We start from the raw sequence: 23,081 nt of genomic DNA on the forward strand, positions 1-23,081 counted from the left end.
CCGCTACACCTGGAATTCCACTTCCCTCTACCACACTCTAGCCAGCCAGTATCGAATGCAGTTCCCAGGTTGAGCCCGGGGATTTCACATCCGACTTAACAAGCCGCCTACGCGCGCTTTACGCCCAGTAATTCCGATTAACGCTTGCACCCTCCGTATTACCGCGGCTGCTGGCACGGAGTTAGCCGGTGCTTTTTCTGCAAGTAACGTCAGAACCATGCGGTATTAGCGCACGGCCTTTCTTTCCTGCTAAAAGTGCTTTACAACCCGAAGGCCTTCTTCACACACGCGGTATTGCTGGATCAGGGTTTCCCCCATTGTCCAATATTCCCCACTGCTGCCTCCCGTAGGAGTCTGGGCCGTGTCTCAGTCCCAGTGTGGCTGGTCGTCCTCTCAGACCAGCTACCCGTCGTCGGCTTGGTGAGCCATTACCTCACCAACTACCTGATAGGACGCAGGCTCATCATTCCGCGCGAGGCCCGAAGGTCCCCCGCTTTCCCCCGTAGGGCGTATGCGGTATTAGCCCGAGTTTCCCCGGGTTATCCCCCACGAAAAGGTAGATTCCTACGCGTTACTCACCCGTCCGCCACTCGCCACCCGGATAGCAAGCTATCCTGTGCTGCCGTTCGACTTGCATGTGTTAAGCATACCGCCAGCGTTCAATCTGAGCCATGATCAAACTCTTCAATTAAATCCCGAAGACTGCGAACAGTCTTATTCGGTCTTCTAAGGGGCGAACCCCTTATCTCAAGCAGGTTTGACTAACCATCAGACGCAAGCGCCCACACAAATTACCTGATCTCGGTTTTTCAAAGAGCGGGCCGGTTCGTGACCGGCGAGGGAGGCGAATTATTCATGAGGTTCGCGGGTGCGTCAACAGGGGAGAACGAATATTTTTCCTAGCCCCACCGCGTTCTAAAAATACACCTTCTACATCAGGTGGATACGACACGCGCGTCGTTTGCCGACCTGAACCAGATATTCGCTGCCTGCGCCCAGAACGCGCTTCGGGTCGTCGATTCGAACGCCGTCGACGCGCACCGCACCCTGGCTGATCAGGCGCATCGCCTCCGAAACGCTGCCCGCGAGCGCCGCCCGCTGCAGCGCAAGCCCGACCATGAGTCCTCCTGGGGCGTCGAGTCGGAGCACCGGCAGGTCCTCGGGCAGTTCTCCGTGACGGAAGCGCTCGACGAAGGCGCGGCGCGCTGCGACGCCCTGCGCCGGCGTGTGAAACCGCGTCACCAGTTCCTCCGCCAGTTCGAGCTTGGCCTCCATCGGGTTTCGGCCGGCCTCGATGGCTTCCCGCAACTCCTGCTGTTGCGCTGGCGTGCGACTACTCAAAAGCCCCATGTAGCGCCACATCAGATCGTCCGAGATCGACATGAGCTTGCCGAACATTTCGTTCGGGGGTTCCGTGATTCCGACGTAGTTCCCGAGCGACTTGGACATCTTCTTGACGCCATCCAACCCCTCGAGCAGTGGCATGGTCAGGATCGACTGGGGTCGCTTGCCGTACGCCTGCTGGAGTTGACGCCCCATCAGGAGGTTGAACTTCTGGTCGGTACCACCCAGTTCGAGGTCAGCTTCCAGAACCACCGAGTCGTAGCCCTGCATTAGCGGGTAAAGGAACTCGTGCACGGCGATCGGTTGACCGGAGCGGTAGCGCTGCGAGAAATCGTCGCGTTCCAGCATGCGCGCGACCGTCGTGTGCGCGGCCAGACCAATCATCCCCGCCGCGCCGAGGGGCTCCAGCCACGTCGAGTTGAATAGGACCTGCGTGCGCTGCGGATCGAGCACCTTGAACACCTGCTGCTGGTAGGTGTCGGCATTGCGAACGATGGCCTCTCGGGTCAGCGGCTTGCGCGTTGCGTTGCGGCCGGTTGGGTCGCCGATCATCGCCGTGAAGTCGCCGACCACGAACAGCACCTGGTGGCCCAGATCCTGCAGCTGACGAAGCTTGCCCAACAGGACCGCGTGGCCCAGGTGAAGATCCGGTGCGGTGGGGTCGAAGCCCGCCTTGATGCGCAGGGGACGCCCCTCCTGCAGCCGCTCGGCGAGCGACCGTTCCGGAAGAATTTCGTCCGCGCCGCGCCGGATCGTTTCGAGTGGATCGTTATTTGTGCCCTCAAGCATCACTATTTGGCCCGACCGATGAATTCAAAAACACGTCCTGTAGGGTTGCAATCTTGTCACTCGCAAGTGAAGAATGCTGAATCATTGGTGCATCGTACCGTCACTTGTGCTTGCAACCAGCCACCCAGCACTGTACGCACTTGCCCGCCAGCGGCCAAGTTCATATGACAGGTATCACAGAGGTTTCTACCATTATCAGTCGCCGCTCCCGCCGTTTGCAGTCCGCTCCCGCCAGTGTGGGAATCTCCAGGGGACACGGCACAACGTCGCCTGACCCGAGCCCTGCGCGTCATCTGTTGCCGTGGGCGTTCGGCTCGTGCATGGCACTGATGGTAGCCATGCTCGTGGCGCGCACCGCCGAGAGCCTGGCCAGCATCCCCGAGCGTCTCAACGCGCCTGCAGTCGAGAGGCCCTACCCGCTGCCGGAAATCGAGGCAGCCACGGGGGTCGCCCTAGAGCAACTCGATGAGGCTTGGCTGGAGCATCGAATCCGGCCCGGCGAGAGTTTCTTTCAGGCCATGCGGGCCATGGGATTTGGGCCCGGCACCGTGCAGTCCGTCATGGACGCCGGCCAGCAGGCGCGCTCCCTGCTCGACCTGAAACCCGGCCAGGTGCTGCGCGCCAGTGCAGCCGATGGCGAGCTTATGGCCCTGGACCTGGAGATCGACCCGCTGAACAAGCTGGAGGTCCGGCGGGACTTCGACGGCTACTCCGCACTCCTGCATACCCGGCCGACCCAAACCGTGCAAGCGCAGGCCGCCGGCGTGATCAACAGCTCCTTATATATGTCGGCGCAGCAGGCCGGGCTGTCCGACCGCTTGGTCCTGGAACTGGCGGAAATGTTTGGCTGGGACATCGACTTCACGCAGGACCTGCAGCCCGGTGATCGCTTCGCTGTTATCTACAATGAGCTGACGGCCGACGGCGAGAAGGTACGCGACGGTGACATACTGGCCGCCGAATTCGTCAACAAGGGCAAGGTCCTGCGGGCCGTGCGCTACACCGATCCGGACGGCCGGGTAGCCGTCTACAAACCGGACGGCAGCAGCATGCGCAAGGCCTTCAGCCGCAACCCGCTGCCGGTAACGCGCATTACCTCGCGCTTCAATCCGAACCGACTGCACCCCATTTTCAAAACCGTTCGCCCACACCGCGGCGTCGATTACGGCGCCGCCACTGGCACCCCCGTGCAGGTCACAGGCGACGGCCAGGTTGCGTTCGCCGGTCGGCAGGGCGGTTACGGGAATGTCCTGATCATCGATCACGGCCGCGGCAACCGAACGCTCTATGCGCACCTGAGCCGCTTTGCGCCCAACATGCGCGTCGGACAACGGGTGAACCAGGGCCAGGTCATCGGCTATGTCGGGTCTACCGGATGGGCCACCGGCCCGCACCTGCATTACGAATTCCAGGTGAATGGCCAAACCAAGGATCCACTGACCGTGGCCCTTCCGAATGCGCAACCGCTGCCGGACGCCTACCGGCGTCATTTCCTGACCCAGACCTCGGGCTGGGTGGCGAAACTGGACGCACTGGCAACGCGCCGGGTTGCACAGACGGATCCTGCCCAGGCGCAGTGATCGACCCGCCGCCCGCCGAGCTCTACATCGGCCTGATGAGTGGCACCAGCCAGGACGCCATCGACGGCGTTCTGGCCGAGTTTCCGCCCAACGGACAACCGCGCATCCGCGCTACCCACAGCGCCGCGCTCACGCACGACTTGCGTCACCAACTCGATGCGCTGCAGCGCCCGGGGGAAGAAGACCTCGGCCTGGCCCTGCAGCTGCATCACGATCTTGGACAGCGCTTCGCGGACTGTGCGCTGCGTTTGCTGGACACGGTGGGGGTTCCGGCCCATGCCGTGCGCGCCATCGGCTGTCACGGGCAAACGATTCGCCACAGCCCGGATGGACCGGCACCGCACAGCCTGCAAATCGGCAATTGCGCGCTGATTGCGGTGCGTACCGGCATTCCGACGGTGGCCGATTTTCGCAGCGCCGACATTGCTGCCGGCGGACAGGGCGCGCCGCTGGCACCGGCGTTTCACCAGGCGGCCTTCGGCACTGCCGGCCGCCGACGTGCGGTGCTGAACCTGGGCGGCATGGCGAATGTGTCGCTGCTGGGCGCCGACACGAGCGGCTGGGATGTCGGTCCCGGCAATGTGCTGCTGGACGCTTGGGCTGCACGGCACCTCGGACAGCCCTACGACGCCGAGGGCCGGTTCGCCGCACTGGGCACGGCCGACCCGCAGCTGCTGGCCGCCTTGCTGGCACATCCGTTCATCGACCGCCCGCCGCCCAAAAGTACCGGGCGCGAGGATTTCAATCTGCGCTGGCTCGACGCCGTACTGGCCGGATTCGGGAACCTGCACCCGGCCGACGTGCAGGCGACGCTCGCGGAATTTACTGCCGCCGCGGTTGCTCGAGCCCTGCGCGGTCGAGACGAAATCGAGGAACTACTGGTCTGCGGGGGCGGCGCGCGCAACACGGATCTTCTGGACCGCCTTGCCCGGCGCCTTACGCCGCTGCGGGTCGAAACCACCGCTGCGGCCGGCGTGGACCCGCAATGGGTGGAAGCCTTGGCCTTTGCCTGGCTGGCCCGCCAGCGCATGCACGAAACGGCGCTGGATCTTCGCCGGATCACCGGCGCGCGACGGCCGGTGATCCTCGGCTGCGTGTATCTGCCCGGTTGAGCGGCCGCCGGCGCGGCGCTTGCTCAGACCGCCGCTGCAAGCGGCTCAGACGCTGAAGGACGACCCACAACCGCAGGTCGTCGTGGCCTGCGGATTGCGGATCACGAACTGCGCGCCCTGGAAGTCTTCCCTGTAATCGATCTCGGCGCCTTCCATGTATTGCAGGCTGAGCGGATCGATCAGCAAGGTCACGCCCTCGGTTGCCACTGCGCAGTCGCCCTCGTCCACGTTCTCGTCGAACGTGAAACCGTACTGAAAACCCGAGCAGCCGCCGCCGCTGATGAACACGCGCAGCTTCAGCTGCGGGTTGCCTTCCTCGGCGATCAGTTCGCCCACCCGCCGGGCAGCGCTTTCGGTGAACAGGACTGGTGCGGTATTCGGCATGGGGATACTCCGGAAAACAACAAGCGCAGGCGCGCTCACAAACTTAAGACCTTCTTAGGGTAGCGGAGTTGCCGCCGTCATGGGCTGGCCGGCGGCAATCAGCTCCTGCCAGGCGAACTCGAACGGCAGTGCCGTCTGCCCGCGGGGCTCCAGAACCACCCGCAGCCGCTGCGGCCGCAACCCGGCCGGCAACACCAAGGTGCCGGAAAAGGTCTGCAGTCGCTGCAAAGCCAGCCGCAACTGCGCCACCCGAATTTCCTGTGGCCGTCCCTCCAGCTCCCCAAGAATCCACAGCTCGGCTCGCCCCGTCAGCTTGCCATCGGCCAGTGGCGACGCGACCTGCGCCACCAGCAGCCGATACCCGACGCGCCCACCGTCAGCCTGTGGACTGAGCAACAGATCGGCGACACCCAGTTCCGGCGCCTGCCCGTCAGGCGCCAACACTCCGCGCAGCAGGGCAAGACGGCGGCTGAGTTCACCGTTTTGCGCGCTAAGGTCGGCGAGCTGCTGGCGCAGCATGGCCTGCGCCTCGCGGTCTACCGCCTGCAGCTGCCGAAGCGCCGCATTCTGCTCGCGCAGCGCGACGTCGGTTGGCTGGGCCGGGGGCTTTTGTGGCGCCCGCCGATCGAGCAGGCGCGCGCCCAGCACGCCCAGCGCTATCCCAAGAAACATACTTGCCGCACACCGCCACACCCATGGCGGCGGACGGGCCATCAAGGCGCCAGGGCCGGCTGGCGCAGACCCAGCGTCTCATCGAGTCCAAACATCAGGTTCATGTTCTGGATCGCCTGGCCGGCGGCGCCCTTGACCAGATTGTCGATCACCGACAGCACCACCACGCGGTTGCCGGACTCGTGCACGGCGATTGCGCAATCGTTGCCGGCGCGCACCTCGCTGGTCTGCGGATGACTGCCCGCCGGCAACACGCGCACGAACGGCTCGCCCCGGTAACGGGACGCATACAAAGCCTGCAGGTCGACGTGTGCACCGGCACACAAACGGGCATAAAGCGTGGCGTGGATACCGCGGTTCATCGGCAACAGATGCGGCACGAAGGTCAGGTCCAGCGCCGCGCCGGTCGTTACCGCGCCGAGGTTCTGCACGATTTCCGGCTGGTGGCGGTGGGCAAACACACCATAGGCCTTGAAATTCTCATTGGCTTCGCAGAACGACAGGTCGGCTCGCGCGTGCCGTCCGGCCCCGCTGACCCCGGACTTGCAATCCGCCACCAGCTCGCCCGGATCGACGAGGCCGGCTTCGAGCAGCGGCAGCAAACCGAGCGTCACCGCGGTCGGATAACAGCCTGGATTGGCAATCAGGCGGGCGCCGGCGATGCGCTCGCGGTTCAGCTCCGGCAAGCCGTAGACGGCTTCTTCCAGAAACTGCGGACAGGCGTGCGGCATGCCGTACCAGCGCTCCCATACCGCCGGATCGCGCAGGCGAAAGTCGGCCGCCAGATCGATGACCCGCGCCCCGGCATCCAGCAGCGTCGGCACCTGCTGCATGGCAACGCCGTTGGGCGTGGCGAAGAACACCACATCGCAGGTGGCAAGTGCCCGCACATCGACCTCGCGGAATGCAAGATCGAGCCGGCCGGACAGGCTCGGGAACAGATCGCTGACCGGCCGACCCGCTTCGCCGCGGGAGGTGATGACGGCCATTTCCACCTGCGGATGCTGTACCAACAGACGCAGCAGTTCGACCCCGGTGTAGCCGGTGCCGCCGACGATTGCCACTTTGATCATGATCGATCCCTCGTCCTGGCCTGGCCGGCAAAGGTAGACCCAAACCCCGTGCACAACAAAAAAGCCCGGCGTGATGAGCAGGCCGGGCTTTCTGGAAAAGCGTATTGGCTGGGGGACTAGGATTCGAACCTAGATTGACGGAGTCAGAGTCCGTTGTCCTACCGTTGGACGATCCCCCACCCGGAATCCCCCGGCGCCGATCAGCGCTTGGAGAACTGGGGCGCGCGCCGCGCCTTGTGCAGGCCGACCTTCTTGCGCTCGACCTCGCGCGCGTCGCGCGTCACGTAGCCGGCCTTGCGCAGGGCCGGGCGGAAGGTTTCGTCGAACTCGATCAAGGCGCGGGTAATGCCGTGGCGGATGGCGCCGGCCTGTCCGTTCGGCCCACCACCCTGCACGGTGATGCGCAGATCGAAGCTGTCCGGCCGGCCGACGGTCTCCAGCGGCTGGCGAACCAGCATGCGCGAGGTCGGACGACCGAAATACGCGTCCAGGCTGCGGCCGTTGATGGAGATGTCGCCCTTGCCCAGGCGCAGGATGACGCGCGCCGAGGCCGACTTGCGGCGGCCAACCGAGATCTTGTTCTGCACTACTGGCATGACGGAGTCCGAACTGCGTGAATCAGATGTCCAGCGCCTGCGGCTGCTGGGCGGTATGCGGATGCTCGGCGCCGGCGTAGACCTTGAGCTTGCTGAACATGGCCCGGCCGAGCGGGTTCTTGGGCAGCATGCCCTTGACCGCCTGCTCGAGCACCAGCGTCGGCCGGCGCGCGATGCGATCGGCGAAGGTCTCGGTACGCAGCCCGCCGATGTAGCCGGTGTGATGCTGGTACAGCTTGTCGGTCAGCTTGCGGCCGGTCACGCGCACCTTCTCGGCATTGACCACGACGATGTAATCGCCGGTGTCCATGTGCGGCGTGTACAGCGGCTTGTGCTTGCCACGCAGGCGACGGGCGATCTCCGACGCCAGGCGCCCGAGCGTCTTGCCGTCGGCGTCTACGAGAAACCAGTCCTGCCGTATTGTCTGCGGCGTAGCGCTAACAGTCGTCTTCATGCCCGGATCGCGGTGGCCTGCCAAAAAGGCCGTGCATCCTATTCAGCGCGGCGCGTGGTGTCAAGGCAAGACGCCGCTCCAGAACGCACTCGCCGCCTCGCGCAGCGGTGTCAGACGGCCGTGAAAGAAATGATCTGCCTCGTCGATCACGGTCAGTGGCGGCAGCGGCCCTGCCACGCGCGCCAGCCAGCGCCTCACCGTCGCGAGCTCGATCAACTCGTCGCGGCTGCCGTGAATCACCTGCCAAGGGCACTGCGGCGCCGTGACCTCATCCAGATAGCCCATCCCCGCCGGGGGTGCCACCAGCAGCAGACTGGCCGCGTCGGCTGCGACATGGCCGCGCAGCGCCATTGCGGCGCCGAAGGAGAAACCGGCCAGATGAAACGACCGATCCGGATATGCCGCGCGCGCCCAGGCCACAACCGCCAGCAGATCATCCAGCTCGCCAACGCCCTGGCCAAACTCCCCCGCGCTGTGGCCCACACCGCGAAAATTGAAGCGCACCGCGATCGCGCCCAGTTCGTTGGCGGCCCGCGCCAGGGTATAGACCACCTTGTTATCGAGCGTGCCGCCGTACTGCGGGTGTGGATGACAGACGACGCACAGCGGTCCGCCCGGGTCCTGGGCCGGTTCGATCAGCACTTCAAGCGGCCCTGCCGGGCCGGTGATCTGGATACGCTGTTTGGGGGCGGGCGGGGTCGTCATGGGCACTCGAAATCAAGGCGGGCGCGAACCGCAAGTATAGACTTCAGGCTCCAGCCACCACCCGGCTCGATCCATGTCCGAGATCCGTTTTCGCCCGCTCGATCGCCTGTTGTTGTCCGTGGACCGCCTGCTGCGCCTGGCGCCCGGCGCACCCACGCCGGCCGTTCGCAATCCGGCCGATGAGCTGCCGGAAGCATCCGGCCTGACGGCCGCCGATCGCGAAAAGGCCGCCGCGCTGATGCGCGTCAACCACGCTGGCGAGCTGGCCGCGCAGGGCCTGTATCTGGGGCAGTCGCTGGCGGCCCGGTCGCCACAGACGCTCAGCCGACTGCGCTCCGCCGGCGCCGAGGAAGCGGCCCATGTCGACTGGTGTCGTGCCCGCCTGCGGGCGCTTGGCGGCCGGCGCAGCCTGCTCGACCCGGCCTGGTTCGGTGGCGCGCTGGCCATCGGTACGCTGGCCGGGCTGGCGGGAGACGACTGGAGCCTTGGCTTCATCGCCGAGACCGAACGCCAGGTCGAGGCGCACCTGGGCGATCACTTGCAGCGCCTGCCGGCGGGCGATCAGCGCAGTCGCGCAGTGCTGGAACAGATGCGCCGCGACGAGATCCGCCACGGCGAGGACGCGCGCCGCGCCGGTGGCCGCGAGCTGCCGGCGCCCGTGCGCGGCCTGATGCGCCTGGCGTCCCGGGTGATGACCAGCACCGCCTACCGGGTGTAAACCGGCCGGCGCGCGGCCTACTTCATGTTGGTGGCGTAGAAGATTTCCTGGATTTCCCGCTCCAGGCGGGCCGCCGTGGCGGCGCGTTCCTGCGCCGGCAGCTCGGCGGCATTGACGCCGAACAGGTAGTTGTCCAGGTCGAACTCGCGCACCCGCAGCTTGGTGTGGAAGATGTTTTCCGGGTAGACGTTCACATCCACGGCGTGAAAGCGCGCCAGGGTGTCGGCGTCGATGTAGTTCTGGATGGAATGAATGGTGTGGTCGATGTAGTGCTTGCGCCCGCGCACGTCGCGGGTGAAGCCGCGCACCCGGTAGTCCAGGATCACGATGTCCGACTCGAAGCTGTGGATCAGGAAGTTCAGCGCCCGCAGCGGCGAGATGTGGCCGCAGGTCGACACGTCGATGTCGGCCCGGAAGGTGCTGATGCCGTTGTCGGGGTGCTGCTCGGGGTAGGTGTGGACCGTGACGTGGCTCTTGTCCAGATGTCCCACCACGGCGTCCGGCCGCGGGCCGGGGCCCTCGCCGGAACTGCCTTCGGCATGGTTGCCCTCGGAGATCAGCATGGTCACGCTGGCGCCCTGCGGATCGTAGTCCTGGCGTGCGATGTTCAGAATGGTGGCGCCGATGATGTCGGCCACCTCGCTCAGGATGCGCGTCAGGCGCTCGGCGTTGTAGGTCTCGTCGATGTACTCGATGTATTGCTGCTGGGCCTCGCGCGTCAGCGCGTAGGAAATGTCGTAGATGTTGAAGCTCAGGGTCTTGGTCAGGTTATTGAAACCGTGCAGCTTGAGCTTGTCGTCGAGTTCGGGCATCGGAATTACCGCAGCGGGCGCAGCACGCCGGCCAAGGGGGGGTGAAAGATGATTTGTACCCGGTTGCCGGCCGGGTCCAGGCAGTAGAAGCTGCGCGCGCCGTCGCGATGGGTGCGCGGCGCGGCGACGATGGGGACGCCATTGTCGCGCAGAAATTCGTGCCAGGGGTCGACATCCTCGATGCGCGCCAGCAGAAAGCCGATGTGATCCAGGCGCTGGCCTTGGGCGGCCGGCGGCGGCCCCCGGTGCAGGGCCAGGTTGTCGTGGCCGGAGCTCAAGTAAACGTTATCGGCGTCCGGCCGCCACTCGACGTGCATGCCCAGCAGATCGACATAGAAGCGTTCGCAGGCCTCGAAGGGCTCCACGAACAGGGCCACGTGGCGCAGGCCGGCGTGGGCGGGAGGACGCGGCGACATGATTCAGCCCTCGGTGTGGAACAGTTCGCGCAGGCGGGCGCCCGGATCCGGCGCGCGCATGAAGGCCTCGCCGACCAGGAAGGCATGCACGTCCGCGGCGCGGATCAGTGCCACATCGCCCCGGCCGTGAATGCCGCTTTCCGCCACCAGCAGGCAGCCGGCCGGCGCCCGGCGCGCCAGCCGCACGGTGGTATCCAGCGTGGTCTCGAAGGTGTGCAGGTTGCGGTTGTTGACGCCAAGCAGCGTCGGCTCCAGCGCCGCTGCGCGTTCCAGCTCCGCCTCGTCGTGGACCTCGACCAACGCGTCGAGCCCAAGCTCCCGCGCCAGAGCCGCGAAATCGCGCAGCCTGGCATCGTCGAGCGCCGCCACGATCAGCAGGATGCAATCGGCACCGGCCGCGCGCGCCTCGTACATCTGGTAGGCGTCGAGCAAAAAATCCTTGCGCAGCAGCGGCAGGGCCACCGCCGCGCGCACGGCGCGCAGGTCCTCCAGGCTGCCCTGGAAGAACGGCGCGTCGGTGAGCACCGAAAGGCATGCGGCGCCGCCGGCCAGGTAACTGCGGGCCAAGGCGGGCGGGTCGAAATCGGCCCGCAGCAGGCCCTTGCTGGGCGAAGCGCGCTTGATCTCGGCGATTACCGCCGCCTGACCGGCACCGACGCGGGCCGCCAGCGCCGCGGCAAAGCCACGAGTCGGCGGCATGGCCTCGGCCTCGCGCCGCAGCTCGGGCAACGGCCTTGCGCGGCGCGCGGCGGCCACCTCGTCTGCCTTGGCGGCGAGGATTTTCTTCAGTACATCCGGCGTGTTCATGCCGCCTCCAGACGCTGCGACAGGGCCGCCAGGGCACCCACTCGATGCAGCGCGGCGCCGCTGGCCAGCACCTCGCCAGCGCGCTGCACGCCGCTGGCGAGCGAATCGGCAAGGCCCGCCACATACAGCGCCGCGCCGGCATTCAGGGCCACGATGTCGCGCGCCGGCCCCGGCGTGCCGGCCAGGGCCTCCCGCAACAGGGCCACGCTGGCGGTCACGTCGGCCACTGCCAGGCGCTCGCTGGCCACCCGCGCAAAGCCGAACTGCTCCGGCTCGACGCGGTAGCTACGCACGGCGCCGTCCCTGAGTTCCGCCACCTCAGTGGCAGCGCCCAGGCTGATCTCGTCCAGACCATCGTCGGCATGCACCACCAGCACGTGGCGGCTGCCCAGGCGTGCCAGCACCTGCGCGATCGGCTCCACCAGCGCGGCGTCGTACACACCCACCACCTGGCCCAGTGGTCGGGCCGGGTTGGTCAGGGGCCCGAGCAGATTGAACAGCGTACGGATGGCGATGTCGCGGCGCGGCCCCAGCGCATGGCGCGAGGCGCCGTGATGCGCCGGCGCGAACATGAAGCCGAAACCGACCTCGTCGATGCAGCGGGCGATGGCCGCCGGCGACAGGGCGATGCGCACGCCGAGCGCCTCCAGCACATCGGCGCTGCCGCTGGAACTCGATACGGAGCGATTGCCGTGCTTGGCCACCCGCCCGCCGGCCGCCGCCACCACGAAGCCGGCCGCGGTCGACACATTGAACAGGCCGGCGCCGTCGCCGCCGGTGCCGCAGGTGTCGACCAGGCGTTCGGGCGCCACCTCGACCGGCACGGCGAATTCACGCATGACCTGCGCCGCGGCGGCGATTTCCACCACCGTCTCGCCCTTCATGCGCAGCGCCACCAGCAGGCCGCCGATCTGCGCCGGCGTGGCCTCACCGCTCATTATCGAGCGCATGGCGGCCGCCATCTGGGCCTGATCCAGGTCTGTGCCCGCCACCACGCGGGCCAGCGCCGCCGCCACGCTCATGCCGCGCCCGCAGTGATCTTCAGGAAATTGGCCAGCAGCGCATGGCCGTGCTGGGTCAGGATGGACTCGGGGTGAAACTGCACGCCCACCACCGGCAGCGTGCGGTGGCGCAGGCCCATGATCTCGTGCGGCCGGCCGTCCGGGTGGCAGGTCCAGGCGGTGACTTCCAGGCACTGCGGCAGGCTGGCCCACTCGACCACCAGCGAGTGGTAGCGGGTGGCCGTGAAGGGGCTGGGCAGGCCCGCGAACAGCCCCTCGCCGGTGTGCGTGACCGGCGAGGTCTTGCCGTGCATGACCTGATCGGCACGGATCACCCGCCCGCCGAAGGCCTGGCCGATGGCCTGATGACCCAGGCATACGCCCAGGATCGGCACCCGCCCGGCGAAGCGATGAATCAGCTCGAGCGAAATGCCGGCTTCGGTCGGCGTGCACGGCCCCGGCGAGATCACGATGTGCTGCGGCGCCAGGCGTTCGATCGCATCCACGTCGATGCAGTCGTTGCGTTCGGTGCGCACGTCCACGCCCAGCTCACCCAGGTACTGCACCAGGTTGTAGGTGAACGAATCGTAGTTGTCGAGCATGAGTAACATATTACATGTAATCTATTGATCTATAAATTAAATATTCGTCTATATGGCGCATATTACTCACATCGTTATACACATTGGCGCCAGATTCCAGTGGAACAAGCGCCGAAAATACCGCCGCAACCAGCGGCAGCCCGCACAGGAAGCAACACCGCATCGCGTTTTACCACGGACCTCCTGCTAGCCGTCTACCGTAGTAGCACGTCCTGCGCTTGCCTCGTTGGCGCCTGCGACCATCACGAAAACGGCTCACTCCTCCGACCGCGCGGTCATGGCCATCACTCGCTCCATGAACCGCTTCATGGGCTCCGAGGGTTCCCCTTGGCGGCGCAGCAGGTAGGTAGAGAGCATCGGTGGCGTACCGGCCAGGGGACGAATGGAGATGTCCGGCCGCTGCAGCGTCTGCACGTGCGAGGCGATGGCGAAGCCGATACCGTAGCCGGCGCCGACCAGGGTCAACATCACGCCCAGGCTGGTCACCTCATCGACCACCCTGAGCAGCGTGCCCGCGTCCTGCAGCACCGCCTGGATCTGATGGCGGCAGCCCGATCCCGAATCGGGATGGCACAGAACCAGCGGGAATTTCAGGGCTTCGGCCAGCGGCACCTGCACGTGTGCCAGCAAGGGATGGCGTGCGGGCAGGATCACCGACAGCGGATCGGTCCACACCGGCTCGGCGACGAGGCCATCATGCACCGCGTTTGACAACGCAAAGCCGATGTCCAGCAGATCGTTGCGCAGCACGTTCAGTTGCTGCGCGAACGGCAGGTCGAAGACGCGAATCTCCAGCTCGGGATCATCCTCGCGGCTGCGCGCCAGCAAGGTGGCGATGCGGGGCTGCGCCAAGCTGTCGCAGAAGCCGATGCGCAGATGGGCTTGGTAGCCCTGCGCCGCCGCCTTGGCGCTCCTGACCGCCTGCTCCACGGCGGCCTGCACGCGCCGGCATTCGCCGAGGAACACCTGGCCCGCCCAGGTCAGCCGCGTCCGGCGGGTGCCGCGGTCGAACAGCTGCACGCCAAGCTGGCTTTCCAGATCGCGCATCGCACGCGACAGAGGCGATTGTGCGATGCCCAGGCGCTCGGCTGCACGGGCCAGATGCAGTTCTTCCGCAACTGCGACGAAGTAACGCAGCAATCTGAAATCCACGGCCGCCTCCTGTCTGTCTTTTTCTCCTTCGGCCTCGGGCGCCACATCTCCATCTACATTCCCGTCAGCACCTCCTTCGTTTGCATCGCGTCGAAGCAGTCATCCCCGTCGGGAACGGGCTCGTCGCCGACGCTCGTGTGACAGGCCGGCGCACCAACCCCGGGCATTGAATGCCCAAGGTCCCGGTGCTGCTGCCATACCATGCCGGGACAGGCAGCCAAGCAACGTGGCACAGGCCTTCCCTGCGAATCGGGGCTACGAAGACGATGCCGCATCCGCGACGCCGAAAAATCCGTCGATGTGCCGGGCACTGCGCACGAACATCGCTGGTGTCGCGATCGGTGCAGCCCACCGCGCTTACCTCGCTTGGACGAAGACAATAATGGAATTATTCGCAATTATCCGCCAAGGCTACACGGAATGGACAACCGGCCTTGCGTTGGACAGTCGCCCCCCCGTGCCGACGACACAAGGCCGGAGGGCGGCGATTGCCAAGCCTCTGTGACCGGCATCGCCGCCGGGAAGCACCCATGCAGTTCCCTACAGTCAGAGGAATGGACTCCGTACGTTTGGGGGAAATACATGAACTTACGCCATCTTCGCTGTTTCATCGCCGTAGCCGAGGAGTTGCACTTCGGCCGGGCGGCGCGGCGGCTGCATGTGGAGCAGTCGCCCCTGTCGCGCACGATTCGCCAACTGGAGGCGGACCTGGGCGTAGCGCTGCTGGAGCGCAGGTCGCGGACCATGCGCCTGACTCCGGCCGGGCAGGCGTTCCTGGAGGAGGCCCGGCGCGTGCTGCTGGCCTTTGAGCACGCCCGGACCAAGGCGCGTGCGGTCGCGGCGGGACACCGGGACACCCTGCGCATCGCCCTGGCCGGCGGCGTCGGGCCGGCCCGCCTGTCGGCACTGCTCGCCCTGTGCCGGGAGGAGGCGCCGGAAGTGGGCATCCGGCTGTTCGAGGCGCCGCTGTCGCAGGTGGTGGGCGGGCTGGGCAACGGCCTGTACGACGCCGCCTTTGCGATGGCCGGCGAGATGCAGGCCGGACTGGTCGCCATACCGGTGTGGCAAGACCCGCTCGTGGTGGCCATACCCACGCGACACCCCTTGCTGGCGCACAAGCGGGTACCGCTGGACGAGGTGGTGGGCTACCCGCTGGTGCTGTGCCACCCGCAGGCTTGTCAGGAGTGCAGCCGGCAATGCGAGCGCCTGCTGCGCCTGGTGGAGACACCGCCGGTCGTGGCCGAGTACGTGACGACCCACTCGTTGATGCTGGCCCTGGTGGCGGCCGGCTATGGCGTGGGATTTTCCACCGCGGCCCACGCGGTGGCATGCCGGCAGGCGGACGTGATCGTCCGGCCGCTGGACGAAGATTCGGCGGCGTTGACGACCTACCTGCTACATCCCGAGGGCGCGATGTCGGAGCCGCTGCGCCACTTCATCGACCGTGCTCAGCGTGTCGGCCATATGCCGTTGGATACGCAACGGCTCGCATGAGGCTGCTTCAGGCGGGTTGACCGATTCCATTTTGGTCAAAGCGCCAGACCTGTTTTGCCACAGCGGGATTCCATTGGCTGTGCACGGGCGCGCTGCACTCAGGCGTTGCTCGCGCTTGCCGTTGGCATCCTGCGAGCAACTTCGCATGCCCATCGTGGCGCGTCACAGCGAAGACGCGCGGCGCAACAGTGCTTGCCGTATGCGCATCGGCTCTGGGGTGTCGAGCCGATCGCGCTTTACTGGGCATTTTGCCCTGCAGAGACTCCGGCTCGGTCATCCGGGTGAGGCACGACGCCCGCGAACGATGCGGGGTGACAGCCTGTTTCGCGGCTTGTGAATCGTGAGCGTTGGGGCCATGCGGGGCAAGGCGCCCATCCCGCAACAAACCGGCGGCATCGCCGCTGCCCTGGTCTTCGCCGCTTCGCCAGCCACGCGTTTCTCCCGGAGATTCCAGGACCGCCACGCACCCCGCCGGTACGGCGGGTGCGCGGCGTGGACTCGGTGCGATGACGAATGGAGGCGCGCGATATGCCGAAGTCGAGCAGCCTGGCCGATGGCGCCAAGACCTACTACCGCCCGATCGAGGCGGCAATCCGCTGGAGCGGATTGCTGCGCTTCGAGCGGCGCATCCTGGCGACCTTGGGACAGCGGCCTCTGCCGGAGGCAATGGAGTTTCCGCGCTGGCCGATGCTGCGGTTGAACGCCGAAAGAATCTTCGATGCGCTGGCTCACGGCGAGATGCCGTATGGCAAGGAGGGCTTGGGGCGGGACACGCAAGGCCTGGCGATGGACGACTCGTCGCTGACGGTGCGGCACGTCGATCTGAAAGCCTGGATGGCGCACTACTACCCCGGCGAGAAACCGGCGTTTCTGTTCGATGAGATCGAGCGTGCGCTTCACCCGGCGATCAGCTTGGACACAGTGGGCGCATTGCTGGTCGAGCGGGAAGCGATCAAGGCGCGGCTGGCGGAACACTTGGGCGTGCATGAGACGCTGCGCGCCGAGCATGAGGCGCTGCTCAGAACGCACGCCGCCTGCGCGGCCGACGCGGAGCGTGCGAACACGCCGGGGCCGCGCAGCGAATCGACCTACCTGAACATCGTTGGGGGGCTACTGACGCTGCTGCTGGGCAAGTCGCCCAGCGGCACGCCGTACTCCAGCTTCCTGACGCAGGAGGCCATCATCAGCGCGATGGTGGCGCACCACGGCAACGCGATGGGCATCACCGAACGCACCCTGCAGGCCAAGTTCGCACTGGCTCGGCGCAATTTGCAGAGCACAACTTCCTGAGCGATGCCAGACCGTATCTGCGGTCGCGAATACCGCATTTGCGGTGTCTTTCTTCAACGCGGCGTTCTTAATTCGAGTCACGCCAATCAGCGCCACTGAGCGTTAAGGAGTGACCCTCATGTCTTCGCAGACCGCCGCCACGGCAGCACCGATCGAACACCGCATCCTGCGCCGCGCCGAGGTCGAAGCCAAGACCGGCTTCAAGCGCGCGCACATCTACAGCCTGATGAAGGAAGGCAAGTTCCCCAAGGCGCTGCGCCTGGGCGTGCGCGCGGTGGGCTGGGACTCGGTGGAGATCGAACAGTGGATCGCCGATCGCCTCAAAGAACGCGCCTGACGCTTCTTCTCGGTTCATGCCATTCGACGAGGAGAAGCTCATGCAAGTGGTGTCCATCATTTCGACCAAGGGCGGCGTGGGCAAGACCACGACGGCGGCCAACCTGGGCGGCTTCATCGCCGATGCCGGGCTGCGCGTGCTGCTGCTGGACCTGGACGTGCAGCCCACGCTGTCGAGCTACTTCACGCTGGACGTGCGCGCGCCCGGCGGCATCTACGAGATGCTGGCCTTCAACGAGCGGCGCATCGAGCAACTGGTGTCGCGCACCGCGATCGCGGGCCTGGACCTGGTGCTCTCCAACGACGACCGCGGCGAACTGAACACGCTGCTGCTGCACGCACCGGATGGGCGCCTGCGGCTGCGCCACCTGCTGCCCGTCTTTCGCACGCACTACGACTTGCTGCTGATCGACACCCAGGGCGCGCGCAGCGTGCTGCTGGAGATGGCGGTGCTGGCGTCCGACCTGGCACTGTCGCCGGTGACGCCGGAAATCCTCGCGGCGCGCGAGCTGCGCCGCGGCACCCTGCAACTGATCGAGGACATCGCGCCGTATCGGCACCTGGGCATCGAGCCGCCGCCGCTGCGCCTGCTCATCAACCGTGTGCATCCGGTGTCGTCGAACGCGCGGCTGGTCCAGCAGGCGCTGCGACAGGTGTTCCAGGAACAGCCCGGCGTGCAGGTGCTGGGCACCGACGTGCCGGCCATCGAAGCCTATCCGCGCGCCGCGACACGAGGCTTGCCGGTGCATCGGCTGGAGTGCCGGCGGCCGGCCGGGCGCTTGGCGCCCGCGGCGCTGGACACCATGCGCACGCTGGCCGGCGAGCTGTTCCCCGCGTGGCGGGAGCGCTTCGCGTGGGTCACCGGCCGGGTCGACGCGCGAGGGGCCGGCCGTGGCGAGCGCGCATGAACTGGCGCGCGGCCGTGAACGGCTGCGCGCGCTGATCGAGTTCGCGCTGGACGAAGGCTGGCGCGTGGTGCGCACGTCCGGCGGGCACCTGAAGTTTACGAAACCAGGCTGCGCGTCGATCTACACCAGCTCGACCGCGAGCGACCACCGTGCCGACCGCAATGCCCGCGCGCAGCTTCGCCGCGCCGACCGGCAGGCGCAGGAGAACGGCCGTGGCTGAGCTGACGCCGCAGGACATGGCTGCCAAGCTGCTGGCCACCGGCTTCGACCGCAGCGGCCCTTCGGCCGCGACCTTGAGCGACCCCATCGCCGACACGCCGATGGTGGTGACGCTGGATCAGTTGCGGCCCTACGACCACGACCCGCGCGTGACGCGCAACCCGGCCTATGCGGAGATCAAGGCGTCCATCCGCGAACGCGGGCTGGACGCGCCCCCCGCGATCACGCGCAGGCCGGGCGAGGCGCACTACATCATTCGCAACGGCGGCAACACGCGGCTGGCGATCCTGCGCGAGTTGTGGAGCGAGACCAAGGAGGAACGCTTCTTCCGCATTGCGTGCCTGTTCCGCCCGTGGCCGGCGCGCGGCGAAATCGTGGCGCTGACCGGGCATCTGGCCGAGAACGAGCTGCGCGGCGGGCTGACCTTCATCGAGCGGGCCTTGGGCATCGAGAAGGCGCGCGAGTTCTACGAGCAGGAAAGCGGCCAGGCGCTGTCGCAGAGCGAACTCGCGCGGCGGCTGACGGCCGACGGCTATCCGGTGCCGCAGTCACACATCAGCCGCATGAACGATGCGGTGCGCTATCTGCTGCCGGCGATCCCGACGCTGTTGTACGGCGGACTGGGCCGGCATCAGGTGGACCGGCTCGCAGTGCTGCGCAAGGCGTGCGAGCGCACCTGGGAGCGGCGTGCGCTGGGCCGCACCGTGGCCGTGGACTTCGCCACCTTGTTTCAGGACGTGCTGGCGCAGTTCGACACAAGGCCGGACGACTTCTCGCCGCAGCGGGTGCAGGACGAGCTGGTGGGCCAGATGGCCGAGCTGCTGGAGGCCGACTACGACACGCTGGCATTGGAGATCAACGACAGCGAAAGCCGCCAGCATGCGCTGACCAGCGAACCGGCGGGGCCAGTGCCCGCTGCAGCGGCGGTTCCCGCGACTCGACGGCCACCCACCGATCCCGCGTTGCAGGACACCACGCCAACCGCGCCCCCGGCCGCTACCCCACCCGCGCCGCCCATTGCACCACCCGACTCGGGCAGCGGAGAGGACGCAGACACTACCCCCGTGCCGAGCGAGCAGGACGAGCAACGCGACGAGCGCCTGCAGGGGCACATCGTGACACCGGCAGCGACCACCGAGCGCCTGCAGTCCATCCAGCGGATGGTCGCGGACCGGCTCGGCGACCAGCGGCCCGACTTCGAGGCCGATGCGCTGCGCGCAGTCCCTGTGCAAGCCGGCGGGCTCTATCCCATCTCGGACGTCTGGTACATCGAGCCGGGGCTGGACGCGCCGGATCGCCTGCGGGTGCACATCGCGCAGTTCGCGCGCGAGATCGCCGGGGAAGCGGCAGTCGCCGACCACATCGAGGCCAGCGCCGGCGGCATCGGCTTCGTCTGCATGGCGCCGGCGGTGGACCAAGCGAAGGCGCTGCCGGCGTTCGCGCGGGCGGTGCTGACCCTGCTGCATGCGCTGAGTGCCGCGCCGCCCGCCGCGAACGGATTGGACCGCGCGCGGCTGGCCGACGACCTGGGGGCGCTGCTGCATGGGCACGGCGGCTCGGCCACGCGCCTGAGCGATGCCGGGCTGGTGAAGCTGTTCCGTCTGCTGCGCCTGGCGCGCCGGCTGCTGGACCTGGAAGCCGGCGACCCGGGCCGCGAGTCCTGAACGCGCAGGAGCCTCCCATGTCGGCGCCGCACCCGCTCAACCAGGCCGTGATCGCCCAGGCCCTGCATGACTTGCGCAACGGCCAACTGCGCCGCTGCAAGGCCATGGGCTTCGGCGAGGAGGAGCTGGACGCGCTGAAGCATCCCGAACTCGTGAGCATGCTGGTGAATGCCACGGTGTCGTGGTGTTCGGTGTCGGTGAACCGGGAGGTGCTGAAGCGGCTGCTGAGCCAGGTGCACGACGTGGCGCGGGAGATCGCCACGGTGGACCGCATGCTGCGCCTGGGGGCGAGCACGGAGATGGTCGGCAAGTTCTACGGCCTCACGCATCAGGAAGTGGCGCTGCGCCGCGACATCCTTGGGCTGCCCAAGCGCAAGGGCCGGCATCCGGTGCTCGACGAGGCGCAGGACGTGGCCTTGTGGGAGCGCTGGAAGGCCGGCGTCGCCGAGCGCCATATCGCCCTGAACGACGACATGGCGATGCTGGCACTGACCATGGACCTGGCCGAGGCGCTGAGCCTGCCGATGTCGGTGGTGTGGGCGGCGATACGCAACTGGATCGACCAGGGGCTGGTGTAGGCCATGACCACGGACGGCGCACCACGGCGTAAAGGCCCCGTTGCGCTGTCCGCGCTTTTCGACGAGGCGCTGCGGCAGCTGCAGCCAGCGCAGGGAACGGCACCGGCCGCCGACGGTTTCCTCTACAGCGGCAACCGCCATGAGAGCGTCCCGCGCAGGCTGTTCCTCGACCGGCGCCTGACGCCGCTGGAGCGCAATGCCTGGCAGGTGTTCCGCCTGCAGCTCAACGACGACGGCGTGACCGCCTTTCCCACTTACGACCAACTCCGCCCCTATCTGGCGTCCATGCCCTGTGCGGCGCAAGCCTCGCACGAGACCGTGGCGCGCGCCCTGACGCTGCTGCGGCTGACGCGCTGGCTCAGCCTGGTGCGGCGGCGGCGCGATCCCAAGACCGGCCGCATCCAGGGCAACCTCTACGTGCTGCACGACGAACCGCTGTCGCCCTTCGAGGCGATGCAGCTCGACCCGGACTACCTGGGCCTGGTGAGTCAGGCGCTCGCGCACGCCGCGAAGGCGGTGCAGGTCGTGGGCATGAACACGCTGCGGGAGATCACCGAAGACCCGCTGCTCAGCGGGCGCACGCTGCCGACCCGTCTGCAAGTGCTGGCGCAGCGCATGGCGCGGCATGGCTGGACGACGCAAGGTTCTCCACAGGAGGGTGCGGACCACGAATCCGAAGAAGGCCAGGAGGCCCCGCTTCGGAATGGCGCGCGCCCGTCTTCGGAATCCGAAGCAGGGCCGAAACCCGCGCCGGACGGCCCTCTTCGGATTCCGAAGGAGGACCGTACAGTACGTAATGATCGTATAAGTGAAGTACGTACAGTACCGCGCGCGAGGGCCTTGCAGAACCTGCGGCTGCCCGAGGGTTTCCTGCGCCTGAAGGACGAGCAGCAGGCCGGCGCGCTGGTGGCGCTGCAGCAGGTGGACGAAGCGCAGCGGCAGGCCGTTCTCGACGAGTGGGCGGCACGCTGCCACAACAGCGCGGTGCGCAACCCGGCCGGCTACCTGTTCGGCATCATCCAGAAGGCGATCCGCGGAGAGTTCAAGGCGTGGGCGGGCACCGACGCAGCAGCGCCGCTCGCGCCGCGAGCTGCGGGGCCCGCGTCATCGTCGTCGCCTTCGGCCTCCCGCCCAGCCGACCCCGAGGTGGCGCGCGCCTACCTCGCACGGCTGCGTTCAGCCTTGCGCGATCCCTGAGCTATCCCCAGGGGATAGACGGAACAGGTCGCCTTCCATGGGGTGATCCGGTCAGGTCGCGGCTTCGTCTTCTTCCGTTTCCCGCCAATAGGCGTAGTTGAACAGTGCATCCAGCTCCGTGAAGTCGTCCAGGCCCAACGATCGTCTGACCGTATCGGCATGCCCGCAGTACCTTGCGTAGCTTTCCGCACTGACGTTCTGCTTGGTTGGATGCAGTGGGTAGTCCCGGATGCCGGCGAGCGCCAGTCCCGACACCGCGTTCTGGTTCATCACGGCGAACCGCTTGTTGTCCAGCGCGTGCAGAATCTCAGTCAGCAGGTTGATGCCTGCTCCGGTGATGGCGCCGAAATGTCGATGTAGAACGGTAAACGCTTCGGCAGGCGAGAGGTTGCGCCGGTCAAGGATGTCCGCCACTGCGGCCACGAACTGCCCTGGGTGGTTGGCGATCCGGCTCTTGCCGCGGTGCAGCCCGCCGGAATGGAACAGGCCGATCAGCGCGTCGTACTTACTCGGAAAGTCCCGCCTGGCATTGCTGCTCAGGGCCGCCAGCTCTGCCAGCCTGCGCCTTGCCTGGCGCAGGTTTCCCTTGCGGCCGGTCTTCTGCGCGGTGAATCCATGCGCTGAATCGTCGCTTTTCATCAGCTCCAGGAGGTCGGCCAGGATCGTGAAGTCCGGCCCCTCGGTTCGGCTCGCCTTCTGCGCACGCTTCTTGGCCACCTTCCGGCAAGTGTCGTGGATGATGTACTCCCGCTCGTAGGCATCAATCCGGGGCTTGGTCGCTGGCACGAGAATCCTGTCCGCGACCAGCGCATCGAGGTGTCGCGTGACAGATGCCATCAGCGCGCCGCTCGCGTCGTCGATGAGGGCCGATGCCTCGTAGTTTCCGTAGAAGCCTCCGTGGGTGAGGTTGGCCGAGCCGACGATCACCGAGCATTGCTTGCCATTCTGGAAGGCGTAGATCTTCGGGTGGAAGGTGTCGCTGGCGTTGCTGAGGTACAGGACGAGCGCGTGCTTCTCGGCGAGCGCAAAGAGCTGTCGGAGTGCTTCGGGTTCGGTCAGGTAGAAGTCCAGACCTATCGCAAACCTGGCCTTCAATCCCCCTTCCAGCGCCTTGCGCAAGGGCTTCAACAAGTCGCCAATGGCCGAGGTCTTCGCGAAGGCCACCAAGCATTCCAGGC

At 66.8% G+C, this 23,081-nt stretch carries 25 protein-coding genes, 1 tRNA gene and 1 rRNA gene (1 of these 27 cut by a window edge); 11 read left to right on the forward strand and 16 right to left on the reverse strand.

Going from position 1 to position 23,081, the window contains the following annotated elements:
- Positions 1-691 (reverse strand): 16S ribosomal RNA (locus tag H5U26_RS05895); it reaches 853 nt to the left of the window's first position.
- A 239-nt stretch (positions 692-930) separates the two neighbouring features.
- Complete coding sequence (gene tyrS / locus H5U26_RS05900; RefSeq protein ID WP_290617574.1) at positions 931-2,133, reverse strand: tyrosine--tRNA ligase; 1,203 nt, start codon at positions 2,131-2,133, stop codon at positions 931-933.
- A gap of 164 nt (positions 2,134-2,297) precedes the next feature.
- Between tyrS and H5U26_RS05905 the strand changes: the two genes are divergently transcribed.
- Both H5U26_RS05905 and H5U26_RS05910 read left to right on the forward strand, forming a co-directional pair.
- Entirely contained in the window at positions 2,298-3,713 is a 1,416-nt protein-coding gene (locus H5U26_RS05905) for a peptidoglycan DD-metalloendopeptidase family protein (RefSeq protein ID WP_290617576.1), read from the forward strand.
- On the forward strand, positions 3,713-4,825 hold the full coding sequence (locus H5U26_RS05910; protein WP_366055901.1) for an anhydro-N-acetylmuramic acid kinase: 1,113 nt from the start codon (positions 3,713-3,715) through the stop codon (positions 4,823-4,825). Before H5U26_RS05905 ends, H5U26_RS05910 begins: the two co-directional genes overlap by 1 nt.
- 45 nt (positions 4,826-4,870) lie before the next feature.
- On the opposite strand, the gene erpA is transcribed toward H5U26_RS05910, so the two are convergent.
- The 7 genes from erpA to H5U26_RS05945 form a co-directional block, all read right to left on the reverse strand.
- Complete coding sequence (gene erpA, locus H5U26_RS05915; protein WP_290617580.1) at positions 4,871-5,209, reverse strand: iron-sulfur cluster insertion protein ErpA; 339 nt, start codon at positions 5,207-5,209, stop codon at positions 4,871-4,873.
- A gap of 54 nt (positions 5,210-5,263) precedes the next feature.
- The gene (locus tag H5U26_RS05920; RefSeq protein WP_290617582.1) at positions 5,264-5,881 is read right to left on the reverse strand and encodes a DUF6776 family protein; all 618 of its coding nucleotides are present in this window, start codon (positions 5,879-5,881) and stop codon (positions 5,264-5,266) included.
- 41 nt (positions 5,882-5,922) lie between these two features.
- Positions 5,923-6,954 (reverse strand): N-acetyl-gamma-glutamyl-phosphate reductase, encoded by a 1,032-nt coding sequence (argC, locus tag H5U26_RS05925; RefSeq protein ID WP_290617584.1) that lies wholly within the window; start codon positions 6,952-6,954, stop codon positions 5,923-5,925.
- Positions 6,955-7,059: 105 nt separating this feature from the next.
- Positions 7,060-7,133 (reverse strand) — tRNA-Gln (locus H5U26_RS05930).
- A 21-nt stretch (positions 7,134-7,154) separates the two neighbouring features.
- Positions 7,155-7,550 (reverse strand): 30S ribosomal protein S9, encoded by a 396-nt coding sequence (gene rpsI / locus H5U26_RS05935; protein ID WP_290617586.1) that lies wholly within the window; start codon positions 7,548-7,550, stop codon positions 7,155-7,157.
- Positions 7,551-7,572: 22 nt separating this feature from the next.
- Entirely contained in the window at positions 7,573-8,004 is a 432-nt protein-coding gene (rplM, locus tag H5U26_RS05940; RefSeq protein ID WP_068803761.1) for a 50S ribosomal protein L13, read from the reverse strand.
- Positions 8,005-8,064: 60 nt separating this feature from the next.
- Entirely contained in the window at positions 8,065-8,709 is a 645-nt protein-coding gene (locus tag H5U26_RS05945) for an alpha/beta fold hydrolase (RefSeq protein ID WP_290617589.1), read from the reverse strand.
- Positions 8,710-8,782: 73 nt separating this feature from the next.
- Here H5U26_RS05945 and coq7 point away from each other — a divergent pair, with 73 nt between their 5' ends.
- Positions 8,783-9,427 carry a 2-polyprenyl-3-methyl-6-methoxy-1,4-benzoquinone monooxygenase gene (coq7, locus tag H5U26_RS05950; protein ID WP_290617591.1) on the forward strand — a complete coding sequence of 215 codons (645 nt, stop codon included), beginning with the start codon at positions 8,783-8,785 and terminating at the stop codon, positions 9,425-9,427.
- Positions 9,428-9,444: 17 nt separating this feature from the next.
- Here the strand turns inward: coq7 and speD are convergent, their stop codons facing one another.
- The 6 genes from speD to H5U26_RS05980 all read right to left on the reverse strand — a co-directional run bounded on the left by speD (position 9,445) and on the right by H5U26_RS05980 (position 14,217).
- The gene (speD, locus tag H5U26_RS05955; protein ID WP_290617593.1) at positions 9,445-10,239 is read right to left on the reverse strand and encodes an adenosylmethionine decarboxylase; all 795 of its coding nucleotides are present in this window, start codon (positions 10,237-10,239) and stop codon (positions 9,445-9,447) included.
- Between the two features lie 5 nt (positions 10,240-10,244).
- The gene (locus H5U26_RS05960; RefSeq protein WP_290617595.1) at positions 10,245-10,655 is read right to left on the reverse strand and encodes a VOC family protein; all 411 of its coding nucleotides are present in this window, start codon (positions 10,653-10,655) and stop codon (positions 10,245-10,247) included.
- 3 nt (positions 10,656-10,658) lie between these two features.
- Positions 10,659-11,462 carry an indole-3-glycerol phosphate synthase TrpC gene (trpC, locus tag H5U26_RS05965; RefSeq protein ID WP_290617597.1) on the reverse strand — a complete coding sequence of 268 codons (804 nt, stop codon included), beginning with the start codon at positions 11,460-11,462 and terminating at the stop codon, positions 10,659-10,661.
- Positions 11,459-12,484 (reverse strand): anthranilate phosphoribosyltransferase, encoded by a 1,026-nt coding sequence (gene trpD, locus H5U26_RS05970; RefSeq protein ID WP_290617599.1) that lies wholly within the window; start codon positions 12,482-12,484, stop codon positions 11,459-11,461. The genes trpC and trpD overlap by 4 nt, the downstream gene beginning before the upstream one ends.
- Positions 12,481-13,074 (reverse strand): aminodeoxychorismate/anthranilate synthase component II, encoded by a 594-nt coding sequence (locus H5U26_RS05975; protein WP_366055887.1) that lies wholly within the window; start codon positions 13,072-13,074, stop codon positions 12,481-12,483. The genes trpD and H5U26_RS05975 overlap by 4 nt, the downstream gene beginning before the upstream one ends.
- Positions 13,075-13,320: 246 nt before the next feature.
- Complete coding sequence (locus H5U26_RS05980) at positions 13,321-14,217, reverse strand: LysR substrate-binding domain-containing protein (protein WP_290617643.1); 897 nt, start codon at positions 14,215-14,217, stop codon at positions 13,321-13,323.
- A 582-nt stretch (positions 14,218-14,799) separates the two neighbouring features.
- Here H5U26_RS05980 and H5U26_RS05985 point away from each other — a divergent pair.
- From H5U26_RS05985 to H5U26_RS06020, 8 genes are all read left to right on the forward strand, one after another.
- Positions 14,800-15,711, forward strand: coding sequence for a LysR family transcriptional regulator (locus H5U26_RS05985; protein WP_290617603.1), 912 nt, complete (start codon positions 14,800-14,802; stop codon positions 15,709-15,711).
- A 528-nt stretch (positions 15,712-16,239) separates the two neighbouring features.
- Complete coding sequence (locus H5U26_RS05990; RefSeq protein WP_290617645.1) at positions 16,240-17,001, forward strand: ATP-binding protein; 762 nt, start codon at positions 16,240-16,242, stop codon at positions 16,999-17,001.
- Between the two features lie 118 nt (positions 17,002-17,119).
- Positions 17,120-17,338, forward strand: a complete 219-nt coding sequence (locus H5U26_RS05995; RefSeq protein WP_136258749.1) for an AlpA family transcriptional regulator — start codon at positions 17,120-17,122, stop codon at positions 17,336-17,338.
- Between the two features lie 40 nt (positions 17,339-17,378).
- A complete protein-coding gene (locus H5U26_RS06000) occupies positions 17,379-18,245 on the forward strand; it encodes a ParA family protein (RefSeq protein ID WP_290617606.1) in 867 nt (288 codons plus the stop codon).
- Complete coding sequence (locus H5U26_RS06005; protein ID WP_217978513.1) at positions 18,229-18,465, forward strand: type II toxin-antitoxin system HicA family toxin; 237 nt, start codon at positions 18,229-18,231, stop codon at positions 18,463-18,465. Before H5U26_RS06000 ends, H5U26_RS06005 begins: the two co-directional genes overlap by 17 nt.
- Positions 18,458-20,128 (forward strand): ParB family protein, encoded by a 1,671-nt coding sequence (locus H5U26_RS06010; RefSeq protein ID WP_290617610.1) that lies wholly within the window; start codon positions 18,458-18,460, stop codon positions 20,126-20,128. The genes H5U26_RS06005 and H5U26_RS06010 overlap by 8 nt, the downstream gene beginning before the upstream one ends.
- 17 nt (positions 20,129-20,145) lie before the next feature.
- Entirely contained in the window at positions 20,146-20,706 is a 561-nt protein-coding gene (locus H5U26_RS06015) for a DUF2857 domain-containing protein (protein WP_043105779.1), read from the forward strand.
- Positions 20,707-20,709: 3 nt separating this feature from the next.
- Positions 20,710-21,903, forward strand: coding sequence for an STY4528 family pathogenicity island replication protein (locus H5U26_RS06020; protein WP_290617614.1), 1,194 nt, complete (start codon positions 20,710-20,712; stop codon positions 21,901-21,903).
- Positions 21,904-21,954: 51 nt separating this feature from the next.
- Here the strand turns inward: H5U26_RS06020 and H5U26_RS06025 are convergent.
- Positions 21,955-23,081 (reverse strand): phospholipase D family protein (locus H5U26_RS06025; RefSeq protein ID WP_290617616.1); only part of this gene is annotated, 1,127 nt, incomplete at its 5' end.

The sequence above is a fragment of the Immundisolibacter sp. genome (assembly GCF_014359565.1).
Taxonomy (GTDB): Bacteria; Pseudomonadota; Gammaproteobacteria; order Immundisolibacterales; family Immundisolibacteraceae; genus Immundisolibacter.